23 protein-coding genes and 2 tRNA genes are annotated in these 23,410 nt (G+C 60.2%); 15 read left to right on the top strand and 10 right to left on the bottom strand.

What is annotated here, in order from left to right; translation table 11 throughout:
* The first annotated feature begins 41 nt into the window (after positions 1-41).
* Positions 42-1,757, top strand: a complete 1,716-nt coding sequence (locus NE357_RS06105; protein WP_169429126.1) for a proline--tRNA ligase — start codon at positions 42-44, stop codon at positions 1,755-1,757.
* A 17-nt stretch (positions 1,758-1,774) separates the two neighbouring features.
* Positions 1,775-2,728: a hypothetical protein gene (locus NE357_RS06100; protein ID WP_169429125.1), complete on the top strand. Its 954-nt coding sequence runs from the start codon at positions 1,775-1,777 to the stop codon at positions 2,726-2,728.
* Between the two features lie 48 nt (positions 2,729-2,776).
* Here the strand turns inward: NE357_RS06100 and dinB are convergent, their stop codons facing one another.
* Positions 2,777-3,838 carry a DNA polymerase IV gene (dinB, locus tag NE357_RS06095; RefSeq protein WP_114881690.1) on the bottom strand — a complete coding sequence of 354 codons (1,062 nt, stop codon included), beginning with the start codon at positions 3,836-3,838 and terminating at the stop codon, positions 2,777-2,779.
* A 280-nt stretch (positions 3,839-4,118) separates the two neighbouring features.
* On the opposite strand from dinB, the gene NE357_RS06090 reads away from it, so the two are divergent.
* The 4 genes from NE357_RS06090 to NE357_RS06075 all read left to right on the top strand — a co-directional run bounded on the left by NE357_RS06090 (position 4,119) and on the right by NE357_RS06075 (position 8,692).
* Positions 4,119-4,195, top strand: a tRNA-Met gene (locus tag NE357_RS06090).
* Between the two features lie 210 nt (positions 4,196-4,405).
* Positions 4,406-4,482 (top strand) — tRNA-Met (locus NE357_RS06085).
* A gap of 278 nt (positions 4,483-4,760) precedes the next feature.
* A complete protein-coding gene (gene mprF, locus NE357_RS06080) occupies positions 4,761-7,400 on the top strand; it encodes a bifunctional lysylphosphatidylglycerol flippase/synthetase MprF (RefSeq protein WP_169429124.1) in 2,640 nt (879 codons plus the stop codon).
* Positions 7,400-8,692, top strand: a complete 1,293-nt coding sequence (locus NE357_RS06075) for a virulence factor family protein (protein WP_169429123.1) — start codon at positions 7,400-7,402, stop codon at positions 8,690-8,692. Before mprF ends, NE357_RS06075 begins: the two co-directional genes overlap by 1 nt.
* A gap of 58 nt (positions 8,693-8,750) precedes the next feature.
* Here the strand turns inward: NE357_RS06075 and NE357_RS06070 are convergent, their stop codons facing one another.
* From NE357_RS06070 to NE357_RS06060, 3 genes are all read right to left on the bottom strand, one after another.
* Positions 8,751-9,038 (bottom strand): type II toxin-antitoxin system RelE family toxin, encoded by a 288-nt coding sequence (locus NE357_RS06070; RefSeq protein ID WP_169429122.1) that lies wholly within the window; start codon positions 9,036-9,038, stop codon positions 8,751-8,753.
* An 11-nt stretch (positions 9,039-9,049) separates the two neighbouring features.
* A complete protein-coding gene (locus NE357_RS06065; protein ID WP_007954962.1) occupies positions 9,050-9,340 on the bottom strand; it encodes a Phd-YefM in 291 nt (96 codons plus the stop codon).
* A gap of 173 nt (positions 9,341-9,513) precedes the next feature.
* Entirely contained in the window at positions 9,514-11,355 is a 1,842-nt protein-coding gene (locus tag NE357_RS06060) for a potassium transporter Kup (protein ID WP_432760324.1), read from the bottom strand.
* 349 nt (positions 11,356-11,704) lie between these two features.
* Between NE357_RS06060 and rimO the strand changes: the two genes are divergently transcribed.
* The 6 genes from rimO to tsaA all read left to right on the top strand — a co-directional run bounded on the left by rimO (position 11,705) and on the right by tsaA (position 16,619).
* Complete coding sequence (gene rimO / locus NE357_RS06055) at positions 11,705-13,042, top strand: 30S ribosomal protein S12 methylthiotransferase RimO (protein ID WP_007954955.1); 1,338 nt, start codon at positions 11,705-11,707, stop codon at positions 13,040-13,042.
* A 111-nt stretch (positions 13,043-13,153) separates the two neighbouring features.
* Positions 13,154-13,627, top strand: a complete 474-nt coding sequence (locus tag NE357_RS06050; RefSeq protein ID WP_169429120.1) for a GNAT family N-acetyltransferase — start codon at positions 13,154-13,156, stop codon at positions 13,625-13,627.
* 83 nt (positions 13,628-13,710) lie between these two features.
* Entirely contained in the window at positions 13,711-14,421 is a 711-nt protein-coding gene (locus tag NE357_RS06045) for an rRNA pseudouridine synthase (RefSeq protein ID WP_169429119.1), read from the top strand.
* A 72-nt stretch (positions 14,422-14,493) separates the two neighbouring features.
* Complete coding sequence (locus NE357_RS06040) at positions 14,494-14,961, top strand: YehS family protein (protein ID WP_169429118.1); 468 nt, start codon at positions 14,494-14,496, stop codon at positions 14,959-14,961.
* A gap of 127 nt (positions 14,962-15,088) precedes the next feature.
* Entirely contained in the window at positions 15,089-15,859 is a 771-nt protein-coding gene (locus NE357_RS06035; protein ID WP_169429117.1) for an SDR family oxidoreductase, read from the top strand.
* 61 nt (positions 15,860-15,920) lie between these two features.
* Positions 15,921-16,619 (top strand): tRNA (N6-threonylcarbamoyladenosine(37)-N6)-methyltransferase TrmO, encoded by a 699-nt coding sequence (tsaA, locus tag NE357_RS06030; RefSeq protein WP_169429116.1) that lies wholly within the window; start codon positions 15,921-15,923, stop codon positions 16,617-16,619.
* 69 nt (positions 16,620-16,688) lie between these two features.
* Here the strand turns inward: tsaA and fpr are convergent, their stop codons facing one another.
* On the bottom strand, positions 16,689-17,468 hold the full coding sequence (gene fpr / locus NE357_RS06025) for a ferredoxin-NADP reductase (protein ID WP_003222277.1): 780 nt from the start codon (positions 17,466-17,468) through the stop codon (positions 16,689-16,691).
* A gap of 144 nt (positions 17,469-17,612) precedes the next feature.
* Between fpr and NE357_RS06020 the strand changes: the two genes are divergently transcribed.
* Complete coding sequence (locus NE357_RS06020) at positions 17,613-18,539, top strand: LysR family transcriptional regulator (protein WP_085729869.1); 927 nt, start codon at positions 17,613-17,615, stop codon at positions 18,537-18,539.
* On the opposite strand, the gene NE357_RS06015 is transcribed toward NE357_RS06020, so the two are convergent.
* The 3 genes from NE357_RS06015 to NE357_RS06005 form a co-directional block, all read right to left on the bottom strand.
* Positions 18,536-18,898, bottom strand: coding sequence for a diacylglycerol kinase (locus NE357_RS06015; RefSeq protein WP_003222276.1), 363 nt, complete (start codon positions 18,896-18,898; stop codon positions 18,536-18,538). The genes NE357_RS06020 and NE357_RS06015 overlap by 4 nt on opposite strands.
* A 75-nt stretch (positions 18,899-18,973) precedes the next feature.
* Positions 18,974-19,624 carry a response regulator transcription factor ErdR gene (gene erdR, locus NE357_RS06010; RefSeq protein WP_085647827.1) on the bottom strand — a complete coding sequence of 217 codons (651 nt, stop codon included), beginning with the start codon at positions 19,622-19,624 and terminating at the stop codon, positions 18,974-18,976.
* Between the two features lie 229 nt (positions 19,625-19,853).
* Positions 19,854-20,597: a tRNA-uridine aminocarboxypropyltransferase gene (locus tag NE357_RS06005; RefSeq protein ID WP_085712903.1), complete on the bottom strand. Its 744-nt coding sequence runs from the start codon at positions 20,595-20,597 to the stop codon at positions 19,854-19,856.
* A 189-nt stretch (positions 20,598-20,786) separates the two neighbouring features.
* Between NE357_RS06005 and NE357_RS06000 the strand changes: the two genes are divergently transcribed.
* The gene (locus NE357_RS06000) at positions 20,787-21,212 is read left to right on the top strand and encodes a PA3611 family quorum-sensing-regulated virulence factor (RefSeq protein WP_169429115.1); all 426 of its coding nucleotides are present in this window, start codon (positions 20,787-20,789) and stop codon (positions 21,210-21,212) included.
* Here the strand turns inward: NE357_RS06000 and NE357_RS05995 are convergent, their stop codons facing one another.
* Entirely contained in the window at positions 21,213-21,407 is a 195-nt protein-coding gene (locus NE357_RS05995; protein WP_085712901.1) for a hypothetical protein, read from the bottom strand.
* A 355-nt stretch (positions 21,408-21,762) separates the two neighbouring features.
* On the opposite strand from NE357_RS05995, the gene NE357_RS05990 reads away from it, so the two are divergent.
* A complete protein-coding gene (locus NE357_RS05990; RefSeq protein WP_169429114.1) occupies positions 21,763-22,881 on the top strand; it encodes an LOG family protein in 1,119 nt (372 codons plus the stop codon).
* Between the two features lie 56 nt (positions 22,882-22,937).
* On the opposite strand, the gene recX is transcribed toward NE357_RS05990, so the two are convergent.
* A complete protein-coding gene (gene recX, locus NE357_RS05985) occupies positions 22,938-23,408 on the bottom strand; it encodes a recombination regulator RecX (protein WP_096819568.1) in 471 nt (156 codons plus the stop codon).
* Between the last annotated feature and the right edge of the window lie 2 nt (positions 23,409-23,410).

The raw sequence follows: 23,410 nt of genomic DNA, 5'->3' as shown, positions 1-23,410 counted from the left end.
GCTCCGTCATTTCCAGTCATAGCAACCGACAACGGCCAACCATGCGCACCAGTCAATTTTTGCTCGCCACACAGAAAGAAACGCCTTCCGACGCGGTCGTCATCAGCCATCAGCTGATGCTGCGCGCCGGCATGATCCGCAAACTCGCCTCGGGCCTGTATACCTGGCTGCCGATGGGCTTGCGAGTGATGCGCAAGGTGGAAGCCATCGTTCGCGAAGAGATGAACGCCGCCGGCTCTCTGGAAGTGTTGATGCCGAGCACCCAACCGGCCGAGCTGTGGCAGGAATCGGGGCGCTGGGAAGAATACGGCCCTGAGCTGCTGCGCATCAAAGACCGCCACGGTCGCGATTTCTGCGCGGGCCCGACCCACGAAGAAGTGATCACCGATCTGATGCGCAACGAGTTGAGCAGCTACAAGCAGCTGCCGATCAACCTGTACCAGATCCAGACCAAATTCCGTGACGAAATCCGTCCACGCTTCGGCCTGATGCGCGGTCGCGAATTCATCATGAAAGACTCGTACTCGTTCCATGCGGATCAGGCGTCGCTGCAGATCACCTATGACCGCATGCACGAAGCGTACTGCAACATCTTCACCCGCCTGGGCCTGAAGTTCCGTCCGGTGGAAGCCGACAACGGTTCGATCGGTGGCGCCGGCTCCCACGAGTTCCACGTGCTGGCCGAGTCCGGCGAAGACGATATCGTCTTCAGCAACGGCTCCGACTATGCGGCGAACATCGAGAAGGCCGAAGCCGTACCGCGTGAAACCTCGCGCGCCGCGCCAAGCGAAGAACTGCGTCTGGTCGATACGCCAGACACCAAGACCATCGCGGCCCTGGTGGAGAAATTCAGTCTGCCGATTGAAAAGACCATCAAGACCCTGATCGTGCATGCCGAAGAAGAAGGCAAGCTGATCGCCCTGATCATACGTGGCGATCACGAGCTGAACGAAATCAAGGCCGCCAAGCAGCCAGGCGTTGCCAGCCCGCTGGTCATGGCCTCCGATGCCGAACTGCGTGACGCTATTGGCGCCGGCGCCGGATCGCTCGGCCCGCTGAACCTGCCGCTGCCGATCATCATCGACCGTTCGGTCGAGCTGATGAGTGACTTCGCCATCGGTGCCAACATCGATGACAAGCACTACTTCGGCGTGAACTGGGAGCGTGATCTGCCGGTTCCGACCGTGGCCGACCTGCGCAACGTCGTGGCCGGCGACCCAAGCCCGGACGGCAAGGGCACCCTGGAAATCAAGCGTGGCATCGAAGTCGGGCACATCTTCCAGCTGGGCAACAAGTACAGCAAGGCGATGAAGTGCGAAGTGCTGGGCGAGAACGGCAAGCCGGTCACCCTGGAAATGGGTTGCTACGGCATTGGCGTGTCCCGCGTGGTGGCTGCCGCCATCGAGCAGAACAACGACGAGAACGGCATCATCTGGAGCGACGCCCTGGCACCGTTCCAGATCGCCCTGGTGCCGCTGCGCTATGAAACCGAGCAGGTGCGCGAAGCCACCGACAAGCTGTACGCGGAACTGACCGCGGCCGGCTTCGAAGTGCTGCTGGACGACCGCGACAAGAAAACCAGCCCGGGCATCAAGTTCGCGGACATGGAGCTGATCGGCATTCCACACCGGATCGTGGTCAGCGACCGCGGCCTCGCCGAAGGCAACCTGGAATACAAGAGCCGTACCGAAGGCCAGGCGCAAGCGCTGCCGGTTGCCGACGTACTGTCCTTCCTGCAGGCCCGTATCCGCCGCTGAAACCAGATAGAGTCCTCATGTTCAAGCGAAACACCTTAGGCCTCGGTGGTGCCGCCCTGTGCGGCACCCTGCTGGTCAGCGGCTGCGCCAATCACATGTCACAGCGCAGCGAGCACGAAGAGCGGGTCGAGCGAAAGTTGCTCGATCACAGCCTGCAGATCGATGTCGGTGAGCCTAAGGTGCTTGAGCTGCCGCAGCGCCGCGTGAAGATCAACGAGCAGAAAACCTTCGAGGTCACCGAATACGAAGTGACCCGTCGTTATGACCGCTACACGCCTTACCAGCCCTGGCGCGAAATCTACGAGATTCCGCTGGGTGCCGTGGCGGTGGTGGCCGGCGTCGGCGCCAACGTGGTCAATGTGTTCGCTCTCGGCAACCTGCCGGACAGCGTGACCAAGGACTGGCTGAGCTACGGATTCGCCGGGCTCAATCCGTTCATGAACGTGCAGTCCCACGGTCGTGCGCAACAGAACCTGGCCGGTATCGATGAAGTTCAGCGCGACAAGCGCATGGAGTATTCGAGCCTGCCGTGGAGCGAGCGCCCGGTGCAGGTCAAGGCCGGCAAGCAGACCTTCGACATGACCACCGATCGTAACGGCGTGCTGCGTCTGAACCTGCTGGACAGTCCGTTCGCCGAAAACGATCTGAATCACGTGGGCAAACTGCAGATCAGCGTCGAAGACGCCAAGGATGACGTGCATTCCGACTCGTCCCTGACCATCAGCAGTCACCTGCGCGGCAAGCTGCTGGAAGCGCATGGCCTGATTTACGACGATCTGGAAGACGACGAAGTGAGCCAGTGGGTGCACCGGGTCAAGCGCCTGTCGGAACTGGGTCTTGAAGAAGAAGCCAGTGAGCTGGAGCAAAGCCTGATCGAGCTGACGCGCAACGATCCCGAGTTGCAGGCCGAGTTTCTCAAGTCTCTGACCAAGGATGCCGGGCGACTGGTGGCGGACCCTGGTCCGAACTGACAACACTTATAGAAGAGCCCGAACCTGTTTCGGGCTTTTTTATGCGCGCTACCGCTCGAACAACTCCATCTGCTCGAACCCGCCGCGCAAATCCTCAAGCCGCACCCCGACCCCGAGCAGTCGCACCGGTTTGCCACCGCGATTGAAAGCCTGCGTCAGCATCAATTGATAACTGCCCAGATCCCGCCCTGCCCCGGCCTGCTCCAGCGTGGTCTGGGTGAAATCATGGAATTTCACTTTGACGAACGGCTTGCCCGGTCGATAGCTGCTGTCGATCCGAGCCATGCGGGTTTTCAGGGTCTCGAGCAATTCAGGAAGCTTGTCCAGGCAACTGCGCAGGTCGGGCAGATCGACGTCGTAAGTGTTTTCGACACTGATCGACTGACGACGACTGTCGTTATGCACCTGCCGCTCATCTATCCCACGGGCCAGACTCCAGAGTCGCTCGCCAAAACTGCCGAATTCGCGCACCAACGCCAACTTGTCCCACTCGCGCAGTTGCGAGCAGTCGTTGATTCCAAGCTTGCCCAATTTGTCCGCAGTGACCTTGCCAACGCCATGCAACTTGCTCACCGGCAGGCCGCTGACGAAGTCTTCGACCTGATCCGGGGTGATGACAAACAGGCCGTTGGGCTTTTTCCAGTCGCTGGCGATCTTGGCCAGAAACTTGTTTGGCGCGACGCCGGCGGAGACGGTGATGTGCAATTGATTGGAGACGCGGCGCCTGATGTCCTGGGCGATCCGAGTGGCACTGCCACCAAAATGCGCACTGTCGGAGACATCGAGGTAGGCCTCGTCCAGTGATAGCGGTTCGATCAGGTCGGTGTAGTCGCGAAAGATCGTGTGAATTTCCTTCGATGCCTCGCGGTAGGCGTCCATCCGCGGCTTGACGATGGTCAGGTCCGGACACAACTTCAACGCATGCCCGGAAGACATCGCCGAACGCACCCCGTAAGCCCGCGCCTCATAGTTGCAGGTAGCAATCACCCCGCGCCGGTCTGCCGAACCACCCACCGCCAGCGGTTTGCCGGCCAGACGCGGGTCATCCCGCATCTCGATGGCGGCGTAGAAACAGTCACAGTCGATGTGGATGATTTTTCGCTGAGTCATGGCAGAAAAGGAAACATGGCAAGCCGGACGGGCAGTATCTCACTGACACCTGTATATAGCACCAGTGGTATGAAGGTTCTTTTCCATCAGTAGGAAACTTCCTTTGAATTTATTTTCTCAATCGAAATTCACCACCCGATAGAGCTGAGACCCACGTCCTGCCTGACCTGCGGCCCCGCGAGCACCCTCCAAAAAGAGCTAAGCAATTGAACCAGAACAGATTTCACCCGGATACAAGGTTGACACCCCGGCAATTCTCTGTAGAATGCCGCCACACAGACGCGGGATGGAGCAGTCTGGTAGCTCGTCGGGCTCATAACCCGAAGGTCGTCGGTTCAAATCCGGCTCCCGCAACCAAACATCAAAAAAGGCTACTCGAAAGAGTGGCCTTTTTTGTGCGCGTCTGTTTTTCATTTGGCAATCATCCGGGCCAAACAGGAATTCGTTGCAATTCCGAAACTTACCCCCTCTTCTGCGGCGGATTGACGCGATTTCACACTTATTTGACCCTTCCCGGGATTATCGGTTGACACCCCGCCGTTCGCCTGTAGAATGCCGCCACACAGACGCGGGATGGAGCAGTCTGGTAGCTCGTCGGGCTCATAACCCGAAGGTCGTCGGTTCAAATCCGGCTCCCGCAACCAAACATCAAAAAAGGCTGCTCGAAAGAGTGGCCTTTTTTGTACCTGTGGAAAAAGTCCTTTCGCAACAATGATCTGTCATCGTGCAGTGAACCGTTCAGGATCGTCAGACCCGCGAGTTGCGACTATGCTTGAGTCGCAGGCAAGAGGTCTCCAATCCGAGACCTGCCCTCGCCGATACCCGACGAGAGGCGTAGTATTTTGTGATTATTTTTTTCTACAGGGATTGGTAACTTGGCTGGATACCCCCATCCTGTCGCGCACAATCCAAGAGGTGATTGATGCGCGCCAACTCGTCTGATCCACAAGACACCCTCACCGAGAATCCATCGATCAAGCCCGAGCGCATGCGCCTGCTGGATCGAATCAGCAAATACCGGCAACCGATCGGTCTGGCGGTCACGTTGCTGCTGTTCGCCATCGCACTGATCGCCTGCCGCCATCTGCTCAGCGAACTCGATCTCTATGCCTTGCACGACTCGATACTCGATGTGCCCAAGCCGGCCCTGCTGGGTGCTTTCGGTGCAACGGTCGTGGGTTTCATCATTCTGCTGGGCTACGAATGGTCGGCCAGTCGCTACGCCGGCGTGACCATCCCGCCGCGCACGCTGGCGCTCGGCGGCTTCACCGCATTCGCGATCGGCAATGCCATCGGTCTGTCGATGCTGTCCGGCGGCTCGGTGCGCTACCGTTTATATGCTCGGCTTGGCCTGGGCGCTTCGGAAGTTGCGCACATGACCTTGTTCGCCAGCCTGTCGCTGGGTTGTGCGCTGCCGCCACTGGCGGCGCTGGCTACCCTGAGTGACCTGCCGGCAGCCTCCCAAGCCCTGGGCCTGTCCGAGGGCCTGCTGGCCACGATTGCCTCTGCCGTGCTGCTGCTCGGCGCTATCCTGGCCGTCGGTATCTATCGTCGGCGCCTGCCGGAGCAGCCTTATCGCGACAACCTGCTGGTCAAGGTCGGCCGCCGCACCCTGCGCTTGCCGGGCCGACGCCTGACGTTCCTGCAACTGGTCATCACCGCCCTCGACGTGGCCGCTGCCGCTACCGTGTTGTACATGCTGCTGCCGGAAGCACCGCCATTCGGCGCGTTCCTGTTGGTGTATCTGCTGGCCCTTGCTGCCGGCGTGCTCAGCCACGTGCCGGGCGGGGTCGGGGTTTTCGAGGCGATTCTTCTGGCCGCGTTCGCCGACAAGCTCGGCGCGGCGCCACTGGCCGCCGCCCTGCTGCTCTATCGCATGATCTATGTAGTGCTGCCATTGCTGGTGGCTTGCGTGCTGCTGCTGATCAATGAAGGTCAGCGCCTGTTTCAAACCCAGACCATGCGCGCCGCTTCCGGTCTGGCGGCACCGATCCTCGCGGTGCTGGTGTTCCTGTCCGGCGTGGTGCTGCTGTTTTCCGGCGCGACACCTGAAATCGACACGCGCCTGGAACACATCGCCTACCTGATTCCCCATCGCCTCGTCGACGCCTCGCACTTCGGCGCCAGCCTGATCGGCGTGCTGTGCCTGATGCTCGCACAGGGCCTGCGTCGCCGACTGTCGGCTGCGTGGATGCTGACCACCATTCTGCTGCTGGTGGGCGCCCTGCTCTCGCTGCTCAAGGGTTTCGACTGGGAAGAAGCCACGCTGATGACCCTCACCGCCGCACTGCTGGGGGTGTTCCGCCGCTCGTTCTATCGCCCGAGCCGCCTGACCGAAGTACCGTTCTCGCCGCTGTATCTGGTGGCCAGTCTGTGTGTCCTCGGCGCCTCGACCTGGCTGCTGCTGTTCGCTTACCAGGACGTGCCGTACAGCCATCAGTTGTGGTGGCAGTTCACCCTCGACGCCGACGCCCCGCGCGGTCTGCGCTCGCTGCTGGGTGCGGCGGTGCTGTTGCTGGTGATCGCCCTGACCTGGTTGCTGCGTACCGCCCGCCCGGTGATTCATCTGCCGACAGCGGACGAACTGGAGCGCGCCACGAAGATCCTGATGGCCTCCTCGCAACCGGACGGCGGCCTGGCCCTGACCGGTGACAAGGCGCTGCTGTTCCACCCCAACGACGAAGCCTTTCTGATGTACGCCCGTCGCGGCCGCAGCCTGGTGGCGCTGTACGACCCGATCGGCCCTGGTCAGCAACGCGCGGAAATGATCTGGCAGTTCCGCGACCTGTGCGACATCCACCACGCCCGTCCCGTGTTCTATCAAGTGCGTGCCGAGAACCTGCCGTACTACATGGACATTGGTCTGACCGCGATCAAACTGGGCGAGGAAGCCCGGGTCGACCTGCATCGCTTTGACCTGGATGCCAAGGGCAAGGAGATGAAGGACCTGCGCTACACCTGGAACCGCGGCACCCGCGACGGCCTGTCGCTGGAAATCCACGAGCCGGGCCAGGCACCCATGGATGAGCTCAAGGTGATTTCCGATGCCTGGCTGACCGGCAAGAACGTACGCGAGAAAGGCTTCTCCCTCGGCCGTTTCAGCGACGATTACCTGAAGCATTTCCGCATCGCGGTGATTCGCTTCGAAGGCCGTCCGGTGGCGTTCGCCAACCTGCTCGAGACTTATAGCCATGACCTGGCCAGTCTCGACCTGATGCGCTCGCACCCGGACGCCCCCAAGCTGACCATGGAGTTTCTGATGGTCGGCCTGATTCAACATTATAAGAGTCACGGATACGCGCGTTTCAGCCTGGGCATGGTGCCGCTGTCGGGGTTGCAACCCCGTCGTGGTGCACCGCTGACCCAGCGTCTGGGCTCGATGGTTTTCCGCCGTGGTGAGCAGCTGTACAACTTCCAAGGCTTGCGCCGCTTCAAAGACAAGTTCCAGCCTGACTGGGAACCCCGTTATATGGCGGTGCCCGCCGGACTCGATCCGCTGGTGGCACTGGCCGATACTGCTGCCCTGATCGCGGGCGGCTTGACTGGATTGGTGAAACGCTGATGATTCAACGCTCCCTGAAGTACATCCTGGCCGCACTGATCGTGCTGGCCGTGATTGCCGGTGGCGGTTACTGGTACCTCAAACGCCCGGCACCGGAACCGACCCTTGAAAAGCTCACGCCGGCTGACGGCACCGTCATGACCCGGCTCATCCCCGGCACCAAGCCCAAGGCCCAGGTGCTTGTGGCGGTCGAGGACGACAAGAAACTCACCGACAATCAACTGACCACCCTGAGCCGCAGCGCCTCGGCGCAGATCGTTCAGGTGATTCTGCCCAAGGATTGCCTGCTGCAGAGCCGCGCACTGCAAAGCGGTCTGCGCGAACTGAACGGCCCGGCGACCCTGGTCAGCGGCATCGGCCCTGGTGCAGTGCTGGCCTGGCGCTGGCTGTCTGAACAGAAGGACGACAAGGCCCAGGCCGTGTCGGTCGACCTGGCGCTGGAAAAAGGTGGCTGCACCCACCTGCTGCCAAAATCCGCCGCCCACGGCCACTGGCTGGTGGCCTGGAACGACAACCCGGACGACACCAGCGCCGGTTTCGTGCGCGACCAACCGAACGCCGAAACCAGCATCAGCGACTACGACATCAACCTGCCGCAAGTGCTGAACAACGAACTGCGCAAGATTCTTGTCGGTGGTGACAAGGCGGCCGGCGGCCTGCAGATCCCGGTCGTGGAAGTCCCGGCCGGCCAGGCCAAGGACACCGTGACGCTGTTCCTGTCCGGTGACGGCGGCTGGCGAGATCTCGACCGCGATGTGGCCGGTGAGATGGCCAAGATCGGCTACCCGGTGGTCGGCATCGACACCCTGCGCTACTACTGGCAGCACAAGAGCCCGGAACAGAGCGCGCTGGACCTGACCGAACTGATGCAGCACTACCGCCAGAAGTGGGGTACCAAGCGCTTCATACTGACCGGCTACTCGTTCGGTGCCGACGTCCTGCCGGCCATCTACAACCGCCTGCCGGAAACCGAGCAGCAACGCGTCGACGCAATCATCCTGCTGGCCTTCGCCCGCACCGGCAGCTTCGAAATCGAAGTCGAAGGCTGGCTCGGCAACGCCGGCAAAGAAGCCGCCACCGGCCCGGAAATGGCCAAGCTGCCACCGGCCAAGGTTGTGTGCATCTACGGCGCCGAAGAAACCGATGAGAGCGGCTGCACTGACAAGACGGCAGTGGGCGAAGCGGTGAAACTGCCCGGCGGCCACCACTTCGACGAAAACTACCCGGCGCTGGCCAAGCGTCTGGTGGATCTGATCGAGAAGCGTCAGACCAAGGATCAGCCGGCAGAGTGATCTGAAGCGCACCAACGAAAAGCCCCCGCCAGTCGCAAAACTGACGGGGGCTTATTGTTTAAAGGCGCCTTTCAGCAGCGCCATACACCTCTTTGTCACGTCGAACCCCCACCGCAACGATCAACACCTGGATTTCCCGACCATCGACTCGATAAACGATTCGCGTGTCGCCCGTTCGAATTCGTCTGCAACCCGCAAGACTGGCTCGCAGAGGCTTACCACTTTTGTCTGGCTCGCCATGGATGATCCGTTCTTCGATCACATCCAATATCCGGTTGGCAGCTACTGATCCCAATTGATCAAGATCCCCTTGGACTTCCGGATGATAAATCACTCCCCAAACCATCCAGCGCTCCCTTAATCCTTCCGAGCGTACCTTGCCCGCATATCCTCATGGCTGACAGCCTTGGTCTGATCAAAATTGCTCAGACGTTCACGGGCAGCCGCTTCGATGCGAAGGTTCTCAAGTTCATCCAGCATTTCCTGATAGGCCTGCACGTTGATGATGACCGCTGCCGGTTGATTGTCCTTGAAGATGACCAGACGCTCAGTGGCACGACTGGAAATCTCCTTGAGCTTCGCGCTGAAGCTCCTGACCATGGCAGTCACGGAAATTGCCTGGTCAGCACGCTCTAATAATGCCGTCATAATCACCTCTCACTCACATGCTGATGCGTACGTTAATGCACAGAGTATTGTGCTGAATTAAACATAGTGCAACTTGCTGTTTCCACTATCCGACCAAGCCCTCGTAAACCGAACACGCACAAAAAAGCCCCCGCCAGCCGCAAGGCTGACGGGGGCTTTTTGATGACGCCGGTTTACATCTCCACCTGCGTCCCCAACTCAATCACCCGGTTCAGCGGCAGATTGAAGAACCGCAGATTGCCGTTGGCATTCTTCAACATGAACGCAAACAGCGCTTCACGCCAACGGGCCATGCCTTCGAGTTTCGAGGCGATGACCGTTTCGCGGCTGAGGAAGTAGGTGGTGCGCATCGGGCTGAAGTCCAGGTCGTCCAGATGGCAGAGTTTCAGCGCCTGCGGCACGTCCGGCTCGTCGGTGAAACCGAAGTGCAGGATCACCCGGAAGAAGCCTTCACCGTGGGCTTCGACTTCGAAGCGTCGGGATGGTGGAACGCGCGGAATGTCTTCGTAGACCACGGTCAACAGCACAACCTGCTCGTGTAATACCTGGTTATGCAGCAGGTTGTGCAACAGCGCATGCGGGACAGCGTCGGAGCGAGCAGTCAGGAACACAGCTGTACCCTGCACACGATGCGGCGGCTGGACGCGGATACTGCTGATGAAGATCGGCAGCGGCAGTGCGCCTTCGTCCAGGCGCTCGACCAGCAATTGCTTGCCGCGCTTCCAGGTGGTCATGAGGATGAACAAGGCGATACCGGCGATCACCGGGAACGCACCGCCCTGGACGATTTTCGGCACGTTGGCGGCGAAGTACAGACCGTCCACCAGCAGGAAGCCGATCAGCACCGGCACCGCCAGCACCGGTGGCCACTTCCACAGCAGCAACATGACGGCCGACACCAGAATCGTGGTCATCAGCATGGTCCCGGTCACAGCTACGCCATAGGCCGAGGCCAGTGCGCCCGAGGACTCGAAACCGATCACCAGCAACACCACGCCCACCATCAGCGACCAGTTCACCGCGCCGATGTAGATCTGGCCCTGCTCATCGCTGGAGGTATGCTGGATGTACATGCGCGGGATGTAACCGAGCTGGATCGCCTGACGGGTCAGCGAGAACGCGCCAGAGATCACCGCTTGCGAGGCGATCACCGTGGCCAGGGTCGACAGACCCACCAGTGGAATCAACGCCCAGCTCGGGGCCAGCAGGTAGAACGGGTTGCGCGCCGCTTCCGGGTTATCCAGCAGCAAGGCGCCCTGACCGAAGTAATTGAGCACCAGCGCCGGCAGCACCAACAGGAACCACGCCCGGGCAATCGGTTTGCGACCGAAGTGGCCCATGTCGGCATACAGCGCTTCGGCACCGGTCAGCGCCAGCACCACGGCGCCGAGGATCGCCACGCCCATGCCGGCATGCACCATGAAGAAACGCACGGCCCAGATCGGGTTCAGTGCCTTCAGCACTTCCGGGGAATGGCTGATGCCATAGACGCCAAGGGCTCCGAGCACCAGGAACCAGGTGACCATGATCGGCCCGAAGAGAATGCCGATCCGCGCCGTACCGTGACGCTGGATCAGGAACAGGCCCACCAGCACCACCAGTGACAGCGGCACGACCCAGTGGTCGATGCCATCGAACGCCAGTCCCAGACCTTCAATGGCCGAGAGCACGGAAATTGCCGGGGTAATCATGCTGTCACCGTAGAACAGCGCCGCGCCGATCAGGCCGCAAACCACCAGCAGCGAACGCAACGTCCTGCGCTTGCCCGCCGCCCGCCGTGCCAGCGCGGTCAGTGCCATGATCCCGCCTTCGCCCTGGTTGTCGGCGCGCAGGACGAACATCATGTACTTGATCGATACGACCCAGATCAGCGACCAGAAGATCAACGACAGAATACCCAGCACTCCGTCGTGATTGACCGGTACGCCGTAACCGCCGGAAAACACTTCTTTGAGGGTGTACAACGGGCTCGTGCCGATGTCGCCGTAAACTACCCCGACTGCCGCGACCAGCATGCTCAGCGGTTTTGCAGCCGAATGCTCGGCGCCCGCCGCCTGACTACTTGCCTGACCCATCCAACACTCCTGATTCTCGAACCGGCTTCTTTGAATGAAGCACTATGCTTTGTGGTGCAGCATGCGCTGTTTTACCTGTTGTTACAGACGTTTTGTTGACTGTAAAAAATCGGTAAAGCTTCACGGCGCGAAGCATAGCGCAGCACTCGTCGTATTTCCCTGCATAAAGCTGGTCAAGTGCGTTGCTCATCGCTAGAATTGCGCACTTTTTGATCAGAGGCGCGTTTCAAGCGCCCGTCCGTCGGTTTCCGAACCAGGCAAGCGACGTCACAAAACACCGAGGTTAGACATGTCCACCACTCCTGCGCCGGCCAATCCAAAGGTTGGCTTCGTATCTCTGGGTTGCCCGAAAGCACTGGTCGACTCCGAGCGCATCCTGACCCAGCTGCGCATGGAAGGCTATGACGTGGTGTCCACCTATCAGGACGCCGACGTGGTCGTGGTCAACACCTGTGGGTTCATTGACTCGGCCAAGGCCGAATCCCTGGAAGTCATCGGCGAAGCGATCAAGGAAAACGGCAAGGTCATCGTGACCGGCTGCATGGGCGTGGAAGAAGGCAACATCCGTGACGTGCACCCGAGCGTGCTGGCCGTCACCGGTCCGCAGCAGTACGAGCAAGTGGTCAACGCCGTCCACGAAGTCGTACCGCCGAAACAGGATCACAACCCGCTGATCGACCTGGTGCCGCCGCAAGGCATCAAGCTGACCCCGCGTCACTACGCGTACCTGAAGATCTCCGAAGGCTGCAACCACAGCTGCAGCTTCTGCATCATCCCGTCGATGCGCGGCAAACTGGTCAGCCGTCCGGTCGGCGACGTGCTCGACGAAGCTCAACGTCTGGTCAAATCCGGCGTGAAGGAACTGCTGGTGATTTCCCAGGACACCAGCGCCTACGGCGTTGACGTCAAGTACCGCACCGGTTTCTGGAACGGCGCGCCGGTGAAAACCCGCATGACTGAACTGTGCGAAGCACTGAGCACCCTCGGCGTCTGGGTCCGTCTGCACTACGTTTACCCGTACCCGCACGTCGACGAGCTGATCCCGCTGATGGCCGCCGGCAAGATCCTGCCGTACCTGGACATCCCGTTCCAGCATGCCAGCCCGAAAGTCCTCAAGTCGATGAAACGCCCGGCGTTCGAAGACAAGACCCTGGCGCGGATCAAGAACTGGCGCGAGATCTGCCCGGACCTGATCATCCGTTCGACCTTCATCGTCGGCTTCCCCGGCGAAACCGAAGAAGACTTCCAATACCTGCTGGACTGGCTGACCGAAGCCCAGCTCGACCGCGTCGGCTGCTTCCAGTACTCGCCGGTCGAAGGCGCACCGGCCAATGACCTGAACCTCGACATCGTCCCGGACGACGTCAAGCAGGATCGCTGGGAACGCTTCATGGCGCACCAGCAGGCCATCAGCTCGGCCCGTCTGCAGATGCGCATCGGCCGCGAGATCGAAGTGCTGGTGGACGAAGTCGACGAGCAAGGCGCGGTCGGTCGCTGCTTCTTCGATGCTCCGGAAATCGACGGCAACGTGTTCATCGACAACGGCAGCAACCTCAAGCCGGGCGACAAGGTCTGGTGCAAAGTGACCGACGCCGACGAATACGACCTCTGGGCCGAACAGATCTAAACGCGGAAAATACGAAAAGCCCCGCTCTCTTTTACGAGATGCGGGGCTTTTTTACGGCTATCGTTTGTGAGGGGAAGGACTCCCTCATTAATGACAAAGAGGCTAACGGGCATGCGTCACCATTCGGTCATTCACACACCGAAACTCAGCGATTATCAGGAACTGACCCGGGTCTGGGAGGCCTCGGTTCGCGCGACCCATGATTTTCTGCCGGACAGCTATATCGAGCTGTTGCGCAATCTGGTGCTGACCCGCTACCTCGACGCAGTGATGCTGATCTGTACCAAGGACAACCACCAGCGCATCACCGGGTTTGCCGGCGTGGCGGCGGGCAAGATCGAAATGCTGTTCATCGACCCCGAGCATCGCGGCCAGGGCCTGGGCAAAAAGCTGCTGAGATACGCCATGGAACACCTCAACGCCGATGAACTGGACGTCAACGAGCAGAACCCGCAGGCCCTGGGTTTTTACTTCAAGCAGGGCTTCGAGGTGATCGGACGGTCGGAAGTCGATGGCATGGGCCAGCCGTATCCGTTGCTGCACATGCGTCTGAAACAACCGGAACAGCGCGCCGTACGCGGCTAAAAGCCACACGGTACAAATGCAATCGCGATTAACCGGCGCCAGGCAGGTACAATGCCCACCCCTTTTTTGTTACGGCCCCTGTCATGACTGACCCGATTCGCCTCTCCAAACGCCTCATCGAACTGGTCGGTTGCTCCCGCCGGGAGGCCGAACTGTTCATCGAGGGCGGCTGGGTCACCGTGGACGGCGAAGTCATCGACGAGCCGCAGTTCAAGGTCGGCGACCAAAAGGTCGAACTCGACAAGGACGCCAAGGCCACTGCGCCGGAGCCGGTGACCATTCTGCTCAACGTGCCGGCCGGCATGGATGTCGATACGGCGATGCAGTCGCTGAGCGCCGACACCCTCAGCGAAGAACACCGCTACGGCAAGCGACCGCTGCGCGGGCACTTCCTGCGCCTGACCGCCAGCGCCGACCTGCAACCCAAGGCCAGCGGCCTGCTGGTGTTCACCCAGGACTGGAAGGTGCTGCGCAAGCTCACCGCCGACGCGGCGAAGATCGAGCAGGAATACGTGGTCGAAGTCGAAGGCGACATGGTCGCCCACGGCCTCAATCGCCTGCAGCATGGCCTTACCCACAAGGGCAAGGAGCTGCCACCGGTCAAGGCCAGCTGGCAGAACGAAAACCGCCTGCGCTTCGCCATGAAGAACCCGCAGCCGGGGATCATCGCCCAGTTCTGCGAATCGGTCGGGCTGAAGGTCGTCGGCATCCGCCGTATCCGCATCGGCGGCGTATCGATCGGCAAGGTGCCAGCCGGCCAATGGCGATACCTGTCCGGTAAAGAGAAGTTCTAAGGCCCCGTTGCCGCCATACATTCCGGCATCGCGCCTGCGCGGTGCCCACAGCGAACGATCAGGATTGCAAACATGGTTCATAACGACGTATTGCGCAGCGTGCGCTACATGCTCGACATCAGCGACAAGAAAGTCGTCGAAATCATCAAACTGGGTGGCATGGACGTAACTCTTGCCGACGTGGTGACCTGGCTCGACAAGAAGGAAGAAGACGAAGAAGGTTTCGTGCGCTGCCCGGACGAAGTCCTCGCGCACTTCCTCGACGGTCTGGTGATCTTCAAGCGCGGCAAGGACGAGAGCCGTCCACCGCAGCCGATCGAAGTGCCGGTGACCAACAACATCATTCTGAAAAAACTGCGCGTGGCCTTCGAACTGAAGGAAGACGACATGCACGCGATCCTCAAGGCTGCCGAGTTCCCGGTGTCCAAGCCTGAGCTGAGCGCGTTGTTCCGCAAGGTCGGCCACACCAACTACCGTCCGTGCGGCGACCAGTTGCTGCGCAATTTCCTCAAGGGCCTGACCCTGCGCATTCGCGGCTGATCCTTGAAAAAACGGCGACTTCGGTCGCCGTTTTCATGCATGCCTCTCCATTCCCTCAAAAAATAGTGGCTCCGCTTTTCGCGGCCGGCGACTAGGGTGTACTGAACCCTAGCCCTCAGGATTCGCCATGCACCCGTATTTCTCCCTGCAAGGCCGCACCGCCCTGGTGACCGGCGGCACCCGTGGTATCGGCAAAATGATCGCCAAGGCGTTTGTCGAGGCCGGCGCCCGTGTGTACGTCTGCTCCCGTGACGCTGAAGCCTGCCATCAAACCGCTGAAGAACTCAGTGCTCTGGGCACTTGTCGGGGCATGGCGGCGAATCTGGCGACGGAAGAAGGCGTAAAAGAGCTGGCCGCGCGACTGGGCGAGCAGATCACTCATCTGGACATTCTGGTGAACAACGCCGGTACCACCTGGGGCGCGCCGCTGGAGAGCTACCCGGTCAAGGGCTGGGAAAAGGTCATGCAGCTCAACGTGACGTCGGTGTTCAGTTGCATCCAGCAGTTTCTGCCGTTGCTGCGCAAGGCGGGCTCGGCGGCGAATCCGGCACGGATCATCAACATCGGTTCGGTGGCCGGCATCTCTTCCTTCGGCGAACAGGCCTACGCCTATGGGCCGAGCAAAGCGGCGCTTCATCAATTGTCACGAATCCTCGCCCGTGAACTGGTGAGCCAGCACATCAACGTCAACGTCATCGCGCCGGGGCGTTTCCCGAGCAAGATGACCCGGCACATCGTCAGCGACCAGCGGGCGTTGGCCGAAGACACCGCGCTGATCCCGATGAAACGCTGGGGCCGTGAAGAGGAAATGGCAGCGCTGGCGATCAGCCTGGCGAGCACTGCCGGGGCCTACATGACCGGAAATGTCATTCCGCTGGATGGCGGGTTCAGTCTTTAGGTCGGCAACAAGGCCTGCCGGGTTATCATGCCCGCCCTGTTTCCTGCCTTGACCCAAGACCATGACTTACAGCGTCTCCCCCATCGGCTTCGTCCGCTCTTGCTTCAAGGAGAAGTTCGCCATCCCGCGTCAGCCGCAACTGGCCCCTGCCGCCCGTGGCGTGCTGGAACTGATGGCGCCGTTCGACCAAGGCGACGCGGTGCAGGGGCTGGAGCAGGTCAGTCACGTCTGGCTGCTGTTCCTGTTCCATCAGGCGCTGGAGGAAAAGCCGCGACTGAAGGTCCGCCCTCCCCGTCTGGGTGGCAACAAATCCATGGGCGTGTTCGCCACCCGCGCCACTCACCGGCCGAACGGCATTGGTCAGTCGGTGGTGAAACTGGACAAGGTCGAAGCCAATCGCCTGTTCATCTCCGGCATCGATCTACTGGACGGTACGCCGATTCTCGACATCAAACCCTACGTGCCGTACGCCGACATCATTGCTGACGCCTCCAACAGCATCGCCAGTGCCGCGCCGCAACTGATCGACGTGCAGTGGACGGACGCGGCGCTGCAACAGGCGCACACGCACGCTCAGCGCCTGGCCGAGCCGCTGGTCGAGTTGATCGAGCAATGCCTGGCCCAGGATCCGCGTCCGGCGTATCAGACGCCCGTGCCCGAACGCGAATACGGCGCGCAGTTCTGGGATCTGGACGTTCGTTGGCACTACCCGACGCCCGAACAGATCCGCGTTCTGGAAGTGATTCCCGCCGCTGACTGAATCGCGGAAACGAAAAAGCCCGCGCTGCCTTCTCAGGCAACGCGGGCTTTTCTATCGGCATCGTCGGGATTATTTCTCGACGAATGCACGCTCGATCAGGTAGTCACCCGGCTCGCGCATACGCGCCGAGATCTTCAGGCCGAAGCTGTCGAGCACTTCGCTGGTCTCGTCGAGCATGCTCGGGCTGCCGCAGATCATCGCGCGGTCGTCCTGCGGGTTGATCGGTGGCAGGCCGATGTCGCTGAACAGCTTGCCGCTGCGCATCAGGTCGGTCAGACGGCCCTGGTTCTCGAACGGCTCGCGGGTCACGGTCGGGTAGTAGATCAGCTTGTCACGCAGCGCTTCGCCGAAGAACTCGTTCTGCGGCAGGTGCTCGGTGATGAATTCGCGGTAGGCGACTTCGTTGACGTAACGAACACCGTGAACCAGGATCACTTTCTCGAAGCGCTCGTAGGTTTCCGGGTCCTGGATCACGCTCATGAACGGCGCCAGACCGGTGCCGGTGCTCAGCAGGTACAGGTGCTTGCCCGGGTTCAGGTCGTCGAGCACCAGGGTGCCGGTAGGTTTTTTCGAGATGATGATCTCGTCGCCTTCCTTCAGGTGCTGCAGCTGGGAGGTCAGCGGACCATCAGGCACCTTGATGCTGAAGAACTCGAGATGCTCTTCCCAGTTCGGGCTGGCGATCGAGTAAGCGCGCATAAGCGGGCGGCCGTTAGGCTGTTGCAGGCCGATCATCACGAACTGACCGTTCTCGAAGCGCAGGCCCGGATCGCGGGTGCACTTGAAGCTGAACAGAGTGTCGTTCCAGTGATGAACACTGAGGACACGCTCGTGGTTCATGTTGCTCATGTACGTGGGACTCCTGGAGATTGATCTGCGCTTGCCCGGCTCACGTTGAAGGATGCCGACGGTGCGCAATTGCATCGCATTCTAATAGCGCCGACAATATCTGTTAACTGGATTATTAAGATAAGGGTTATCGGTTATATCGATATGCGATTTACTCTTCGTCAACTGCAAGTCTTCGTCGCTGTCGCCCAGCAGGAGAGCGTGTCCCGTGCTGCGGGCCTGCTCAACCTATCGCAATCGGCCGCCAGCACTTCCATCACCGAACTGGAGCGCCAGTCCAGCTGCCAGCTGTTCGATCGCGCCGGCAAACGCCTGAGCCTCAACGCTCTGGGCAAGCAATTGCTGCCGCAAGCGGTGGCCCTGCTCGATCAGGCCAAGGAAATCGAGGACCTGCTCAACGGCAAATCCGGTTTTGGCTCGCTGTCGGTGGGCGCGACCCTGACCATTGGCAATTACCTGGCCACCCTGTTGATCGGCGGCTTCATGCAGCGTCACCCGGAAAGCCAGGTAAAGCTGCACGTGCAGAACACTGCCAATATCGTGCAACAGGTGGCGCATTACGAAATTGATCTGGGTCTAATCGAAGGCGATTGCAGCCATCCGGACATCGAAGTGCAGAGCTGGGTCGAGGATGAACTGGTGGTGTTCTGCGCCCCGCAGCATCCACTGGCCAAACGCGGTAGCGCGACGATGGAGGAGTTGACCCACGAAGCGTGGATTCTGCGCGAACAAGGCTCCGGCACCCGCCTGACTTTCGATCAGGCCATGCGTCACCATCGCAGTGCGCTGAACATTCGTCTGGAGCTGGAACACACCGAAGCGATCAAACGCGCCGTGGAATCAGGTTTGGGGATTGGCTGTATTTCGCGCCTGGCGCTGCGTGATGCCTTTCGGCGCGGCAGTCTGGTACCGGTGGAGACGCCGGATCTGGATCTGGCGCGGCAGTTCTACTTCATCTGGCACAAACAGAAGTACCAGACCTCCGCCATGCGCGAGTTTCTCGATCTGTGCCGCGCCTTCACCGCCGGGGTCCAGCGCAGCGACGAGATCGTCCTGCCGACAATCGCTTAAAGCAGAATCACCGCCCACACCAGGGCAATCATGCTCAGTGCCACGAATTGCGCGGCGCTGCCCATGTCCTTGGCATTCTTGGACAGCGGGTGCAGTTCCAGGGAAATGCGGTCGATAGCCGCCTCCACTGCGGAATTCAGCAGCTCGACGATCAGCGCCAGCAGGCACACGGCGATCAGCAACGCCTGCTCGACACGGCTGACATTCAGGAAGAACGTCAGCGGAATCAGTACTACGTTAAGCAGCACCAGCTGACGGAACGCCGCTTCGCCGGTGAAGGCTGCGCGCAGGCCGTCCAGCGAGTAACCGGAAGCGTTGAGGATGCGTTTCAGGCCCGTCTGGCCCTTGAAAGGTGACATAAAATACACAACCGACCAAAAAGAAGTGGGGAAGCTAGTTCAACGAAAGTCAAAAAAGCGTGAAGAGGCCTGGTATTACTGGCTCGGAATTGACTCAAGTTGTTGCAAGAGTAAAGCCGCCTGGGTGCGGGTCCGCACGTTCAGCTTGCGAAAGATCGCCGTGACGTGGGCCTTGATGGTCGCTTCCGACACGCTCAACTCATAAGCAATCTGCTTGTTGAGCAAGCCTTCGCAGACCATGGTCAGCACCCGGAACTGCTGGGGCGTAAGGCTCGCCAGGCCATCGCTGGCAGCCTTGGCCTCGTCGGAAACACTGACGGCCTCGAACGCCTGGGGCGGCCAGAACACATCGCCATCCAGCACTTTGCGTACCGCTTCCTGAATCACGCTCAGGTCGCTCGACTTGGGAATGAAACCGCTGGCACCGAACTCCCGCGACTTGACCATCACCGAAGCTTCTTCCTGCGCCGAGACCATCACCACCGGAATCTGCGGGTACTGTCCGCGCAACATCACCAGCCCGGAAAACCCGAAAGCGCCCGGCATGTTCAGGTCCAGCAGCACCAGATCCCAGTCGGCCTTCTCGGTCAGGCGCGCCTCCAGCTCGGCGATGCTCGCCACTTCCACCATTCGTACATCCGGACCAAGGCCCATCGTCACCGCTTGATGCAGTGCGCTACGAAAAAGAGGGTGATCGTCGGCAATCAGGATGTCGTATGTGGCCATTTTTCAAATGATCCTGTTTTTGATGGCAGACCCGATGCATTCGGGACTCGCCAAGGCAACTCAAGATGCCGACGCTTGTGCGGCGGCATCCACAGGGGCACGTTCAACGCCAATCACGGACAAAAACGGCGTTTCAAACCTTGGCCGTACCCCAATCGGCGCCAAGCATGCCCAGCGAAGCCGGGGTGGTCAAGCAACACGGCCACTGCTTTAGCAGTATGGGCCAGGATCAGGCCGGCACCGGCTGCGGGTTTGCTATAAAAGGCAGCAACTCGGCATGGGCCGGTGTCGATACATTCACCTCAAGCTGCTGCTTGGCGCCCAGGTAATGCTGGCTGAACACATCGAAATAGGCGTCCAGCGCCGAGGCGGCATCTGTGTCACCCGCCAGTTCCAGGCACAGCGCCGCGACTTCGGCGGTGCACAGGTGCTCGCTGCGGGTCGAACGGCGCAGGCGATAACGCGACAGCTTGTCGGGCAGCAGACTGAGGATCGGCAGGCGATCGAAGTACGGGCTCTTGCGGAAGATCTTGCGCGCCTCGGTCCAGGTCGCGTCCAGCAAAATGAACAGCGGACGCTTGCTGCTATCGAGATCCACGGTATTGGTCACCCGCGAAGGCTCGACGTACTCGCCGGGAAACACCAGATACGGCTGCCATTGCGGGTCGTTCAACAGCGCCAGCAGTTGCTCGTCCGGTTCGGTCCGCGACCAGATGAAGGCGTGATTGTCCCGCACGATGTCGGCGATCAACCAGCCTGTGTTGCTTGGCTTGAACACTTCCTTGCCGGTCATGATCAGGCAGACACCGGAGCGGGTTTCAACGGTCGGGCGCCAGGCGCACAGGCAATGGCTGATGATTACCCGGCAGTCGCGGCAACGCTCGGAGCGAAAACCACGGGCCTGGATCGGCTTGATTCCCTCGTCCTCGCGCTGATCGCGCAGGCGGGCCACGGCGTTGGGGGCATGGTTCATTGCGGGCGACGCCGACTGACAGGAAAACTCGACACGAACAACTCTCGGCAAGGCAATAAAGGCCGGCAGTTTATCAGAGCAACGAGCACAAGCCTGTACCCTCCCGACCGGCTCCCCTATAATTCGCCGCCACTGAACGCACAGCCCCGGGGCTGGTCGAACCACCAGTCACTGAATCAGGAGAGTTTCATGCTGCGCCTTATCGTTCCTACCGCGGCCATCGCGCTGGCGTTGTCCTTCAGCGTACAGGCTGCGTCCCTGAAAGAGCAGAACCTGAACAAAGAGCTGCAAAACGTCGCTGCACAAAGCAGCGTCGGCACGCCACGGGCGATCAACGAAGACATCCTCGATCAGGGTTACACCGTCGAAGGCACTACGCTGATCAACCACCTGAGCGTCCAGGCAAGTCATGCCGACAAGATGCGTGCCGATCCCAAGGCCGTGTATTTCCAGCTGGGTGCTTCGGTCTGCAACAACCCGTCGTACCGCAAGTTGATGGCCAAAGGGGCCGTCATGCGTTATGACTTCAGCGAAGTGAAGACCAACAGGGCCATCGGTTCGGCCAGTTATCAGGAATCGGACTGCCCGAAAGCGGCTCCGGCGAAGAAAAAGTAATCATCGCGAATTGGCGCGCCGCTGTTCATCCTCGGCGCGCAGTTCGGCCAGTAAAGCCTGCAGATAGCGCGAGCGGCGCTCCCCTCCCGAAAGACGTCGGCAGCACTCCTCTTCGAGACTCACATGATTGGTCTCGGCCGATGCCTTCAACATTCGATACAGTTGTGTATCGATCTCCAGAATGACTCTGGTCATGTGTCCTGCCTCCTTGCCACCCGCAAATCCTTGAATCGCATGCACCTTGCGTACGCTCGCTGACGCAAAGTTGTCGTACGGCGCCTTTAACTTAGTAAATCAGAGCATTTTGCCCTCGGTGCGACATCGGACGAGCGGTGAAAGCACTTCGCAAAACGACAATAAGCAGTTGCCAGGCAAGACTTTGTGGCGCAATGCTGGATGCAGCGAAAAATGCTTCGAGGGTCTAGATTCAAAGTATTCACGTTGATCACTTCACGGCAGGAAAGGAGCTGCCGGGCGTTTGTTTTTTCTTGCAGCGCGGCACTGACGCCGCACGTCAGGGCCGAAGGCTCTGTGCAGAAGGAGAAGTTGCATGCCTTACCAACCGAATGACCTGCTCAGCCGTCATTTTCAGGAAAGCGGCCACGACCTCACCGGCAAGGTCGAAGAACAACTCAACCTGGTTTCACCCAACAGTCCGAATATTCCCATCTACCGCGACATGATCCTGACCGTGCTGCGCATGGCCCAGGAAGACCACAATCGCTGGAACGCCAAGATCACCCTGCAAGCCCTGCGGGAGCTGGAGCAGGCGTTCCGCACGCTCGAGCAGTTCAGGGGCCGGCGCAAGGTCACCGTATTCGGCTCGGCGCGCACCCCCGTCGAGCATCCGCTGTACGCCATGGCCCGTGAACTGGGCGCAGCCCTGACGAGATCGGACATGATGGTCATTACCGGTGCCGGCGGTGGAATCATGGCGGCTGCCCATGAAGGAGCGGGCCGCGACAACAGCCTGGGATTCAACATCACCCTGCCCTTCGAACAGCATGCCAATCCCACCGTGAATGGCACCGGCAATCTGCTGCCGTTTCACTTTTTCTTCACGCGCAAACTGTTCTTCGTCAAAGAAGCCGACGCGTTGGTGCTGTGCCCCGGTGGCTTCGGTACGCTGGATGAAGCACTGGAAGTCCTGACCCTGATCCAGACCGGCAAGAGCCCACTGGTGCCGGTGGTATTGCTGGATGTGCCGGGGGGCACGTTCTGGCAAGGAGCACTGGATTTCATCCGCCAGCAACTGGAGGAAAACCGCTACATCCTGCCAACCGATCTGAAACTGATGCGGCTGGTCTACAGCGTTGATGAGGCGGTGGAACAGATCAATCAGTTCTACGGCAACTTCCATTCCAGCCGCTGGCTCAAGCGCCAGTTTGTCATTCGCATGAACCACAAACTGAGCGATCAGGCCCTTGATCATATGCAGGAAGCCTTTGCCGATCTGTGCCTGAGTGACCGGTTCCATCAACACGCCTACAGTGGCGAGGAACACGACGAGGCGCAATACAGTCATCTGGTCCGGCTGGCCTTCGCCTTCAACGCCCGGGATCACGGGCGCCTGCGTGAGCTGGTGGATTTCATCAACCTGCCGGAAAACTGGGCCCAGTCCAGGCCTCAAACGACGCAGCACAACCGCGAACCGTCGAAGGTAATCTGAAGGCAAAAAAAAACGGCCCGCTATCGAAATATCGGGCCGTTTTTTATTGAATCGTTTTAATCGTCCATCCCTCTGCCGCTGAACAAGCGGTTGATCATCTCCATTGAGAACCCCCTGTATGCCAGAAACCGGCCTTGCCTGGCTCGCTCCTTGGCGTCGACGGGAAGTTGTCCGGAGAACTTCCTTTGCCACGTGTCTGTTAGCTGTTCCTGCCAACTGATACCGCTCTCGCGCAAGGCAAGTTCGATATCGGCACGCTGCAGGCCGCGCTGGCTGAGTTCTTCTCGAATCCGCAACGGGCCATAGCCTGAACGGGCGCGGTAAGAAACAAAGCTTTCCAGATAACGGGCTTCGGAAAGCAGGCCTTCTTCCGTCAATCGGTCGAGGGCTGTTTCGATCATCTCGGGTGGAGCGCCACGCTGACGCAGCTTACGCGTCAGCTCGACTCGACCGTGCTCGCGGCGTGCGAGCAGGTCCATGGCAGTTCGCCGCACCGCGACGAGGGTATCGAGTACGGCGGTTGTCATCG

The organism is Pseudomonas sp. G7(2022), assembly GCF_052660475.1.
Note: the sequence above shows the minus strand (reverse complement) of the source record. Positions and strands in the feature narration are given on the sequence as shown.

What these genes read in the sequence shown, in the direction of transcription:
- NE357_RS06000 (WP_169429115.1), top strand. Translation starts at nt 20,787, where the DNA reads ATGCTGCGCCTTATCGTTCCTACCGCGGCCATCGCGCTGGCGTTGTCC.
- NE357_RS06005 (WP_085712903.1), bottom strand. Translation starts at nt 20,597, where the DNA reads ATGAACCATGCCCCCAACGCCGTGGCCCGCCTGCGCGATCAGCGCGAG.
- NE357_RS06040 (WP_169429118.1), top strand. Translation starts at nt 14,494, where the DNA reads ATGGTTCATAACGACGTATTGCGCAGCGTGCGCTACATGCTCGACATC.
- dinB (WP_114881690.1), bottom strand. Translation starts at nt 3,838, where the DNA reads ATGACTCAGCGAAAAATCATCCACATCGACTGTGACTGTTTCTACGCC.
- NE357_RS06065 (WP_007954962.1), bottom strand. Translation starts at nt 9,340, where the DNA reads ATGACGGCATTATTAGAGCGTGCTGACCAGGCAATTTCCGTGACTGCC.
- tsaA (WP_169429116.1), top strand. Translation starts at nt 15,921, where the DNA reads ATGACTTACAGCGTCTCCCCCATCGGCTTCGTCCGCTCTTGCTTCAAG.
- NE357_RS06060 (WP_432760324.1), bottom strand. Translation starts at nt 11,355, where the DNA reads ATGCTGGTCGCGGCAGTCGGGGTAGTTTACGGCGACATCGGCACGAGC.
- NE357_RS06015 (WP_003222276.1), bottom strand. Translation starts at nt 18,898, where the DNA reads ATGTCACCTTTCAAGGGCCAGACGGGCCTGAAACGCATCCTCAACGCT.
- NE357_RS06020 (WP_085729869.1), top strand. Translation starts at nt 17,613, where the DNA reads ATGCGATTTACTCTTCGTCAACTGCAAGTCTTCGTCGCTGTCGCCCAG.
- NE357_RS06105 (WP_169429126.1), top strand. Translation starts at nt 42, where the DNA reads ATGCGCACCAGTCAATTTTTGCTCGCCACACAGAAAGAAACGCCTTCC.
- rimO (WP_007954955.1), top strand. Translation starts at nt 11,705, where the DNA reads ATGTCCACCACTCCTGCGCCGGCCAATCCAAAGGTTGGCTTCGTATCT.
- NE357_RS06100 (WP_169429125.1), top strand. Translation starts at nt 1,775, where the DNA reads ATGTTCAAGCGAAACACCTTAGGCCTCGGTGGTGCCGCCCTGTGCGGC.
- NE357_RS06050 (WP_169429120.1), top strand. Translation starts at nt 13,154, where the DNA reads ATGCGTCACCATTCGGTCATTCACACACCGAAACTCAGCGATTATCAG.
- NE357_RS06070 (WP_169429122.1), bottom strand. Translation starts at nt 9,038, where the DNA reads ATGGTTTGGGGAGTGATTTATCATCCGGAAGTCCAAGGGGATCTTGAT.
- NE357_RS05990 (WP_169429114.1), top strand. Translation starts at nt 21,763, where the DNA reads ATGCCTTACCAACCGAATGACCTGCTCAGCCGTCATTTTCAGGAAAGC.
- NE357_RS06035 (WP_169429117.1), top strand. Translation starts at nt 15,089, where the DNA reads ATGCACCCGTATTTCTCCCTGCAAGGCCGCACCGCCCTGGTGACCGGC.
- fpr (WP_003222277.1), bottom strand. Translation starts at nt 17,468, where the DNA reads ATGAGCAACATGAACCACGAGCGTGTCCTCAGTGTTCATCACTGGAAC.
- mprF (WP_169429124.1), top strand. Translation starts at nt 4,761, where the DNA reads ATGCGCGCCAACTCGTCTGATCCACAAGACACCCTCACCGAGAATCCA.
- erdR (WP_085647827.1), bottom strand. Translation starts at nt 19,624, where the DNA reads ATGGCCACATACGACATCCTGATTGCCGACGATCACCCTCTTTTTCGT.
- NE357_RS06075 (WP_169429123.1), top strand. Translation starts at nt 7,400, where the DNA reads ATGATTCAACGCTCCCTGAAGTACATCCTGGCCGCACTGATCGTGCTG.
- NE357_RS05995 (WP_085712901.1), bottom strand. Translation starts at nt 21,407, where the DNA reads ATGACCAGAGTCATTCTGGAGATCGATACACAACTGTATCGAATGTTG.
- recX (WP_096819568.1), bottom strand. Translation starts at nt 23,408, where the DNA reads ATGACAACCGCCGTACTCGATACCCTCGTCGCGGTGCGGCGAACTGCC.
- NE357_RS06045 (WP_169429119.1), top strand. Translation starts at nt 13,711, where the DNA reads ATGACTGACCCGATTCGCCTCTCCAAACGCCTCATCGAACTGGTCGGT.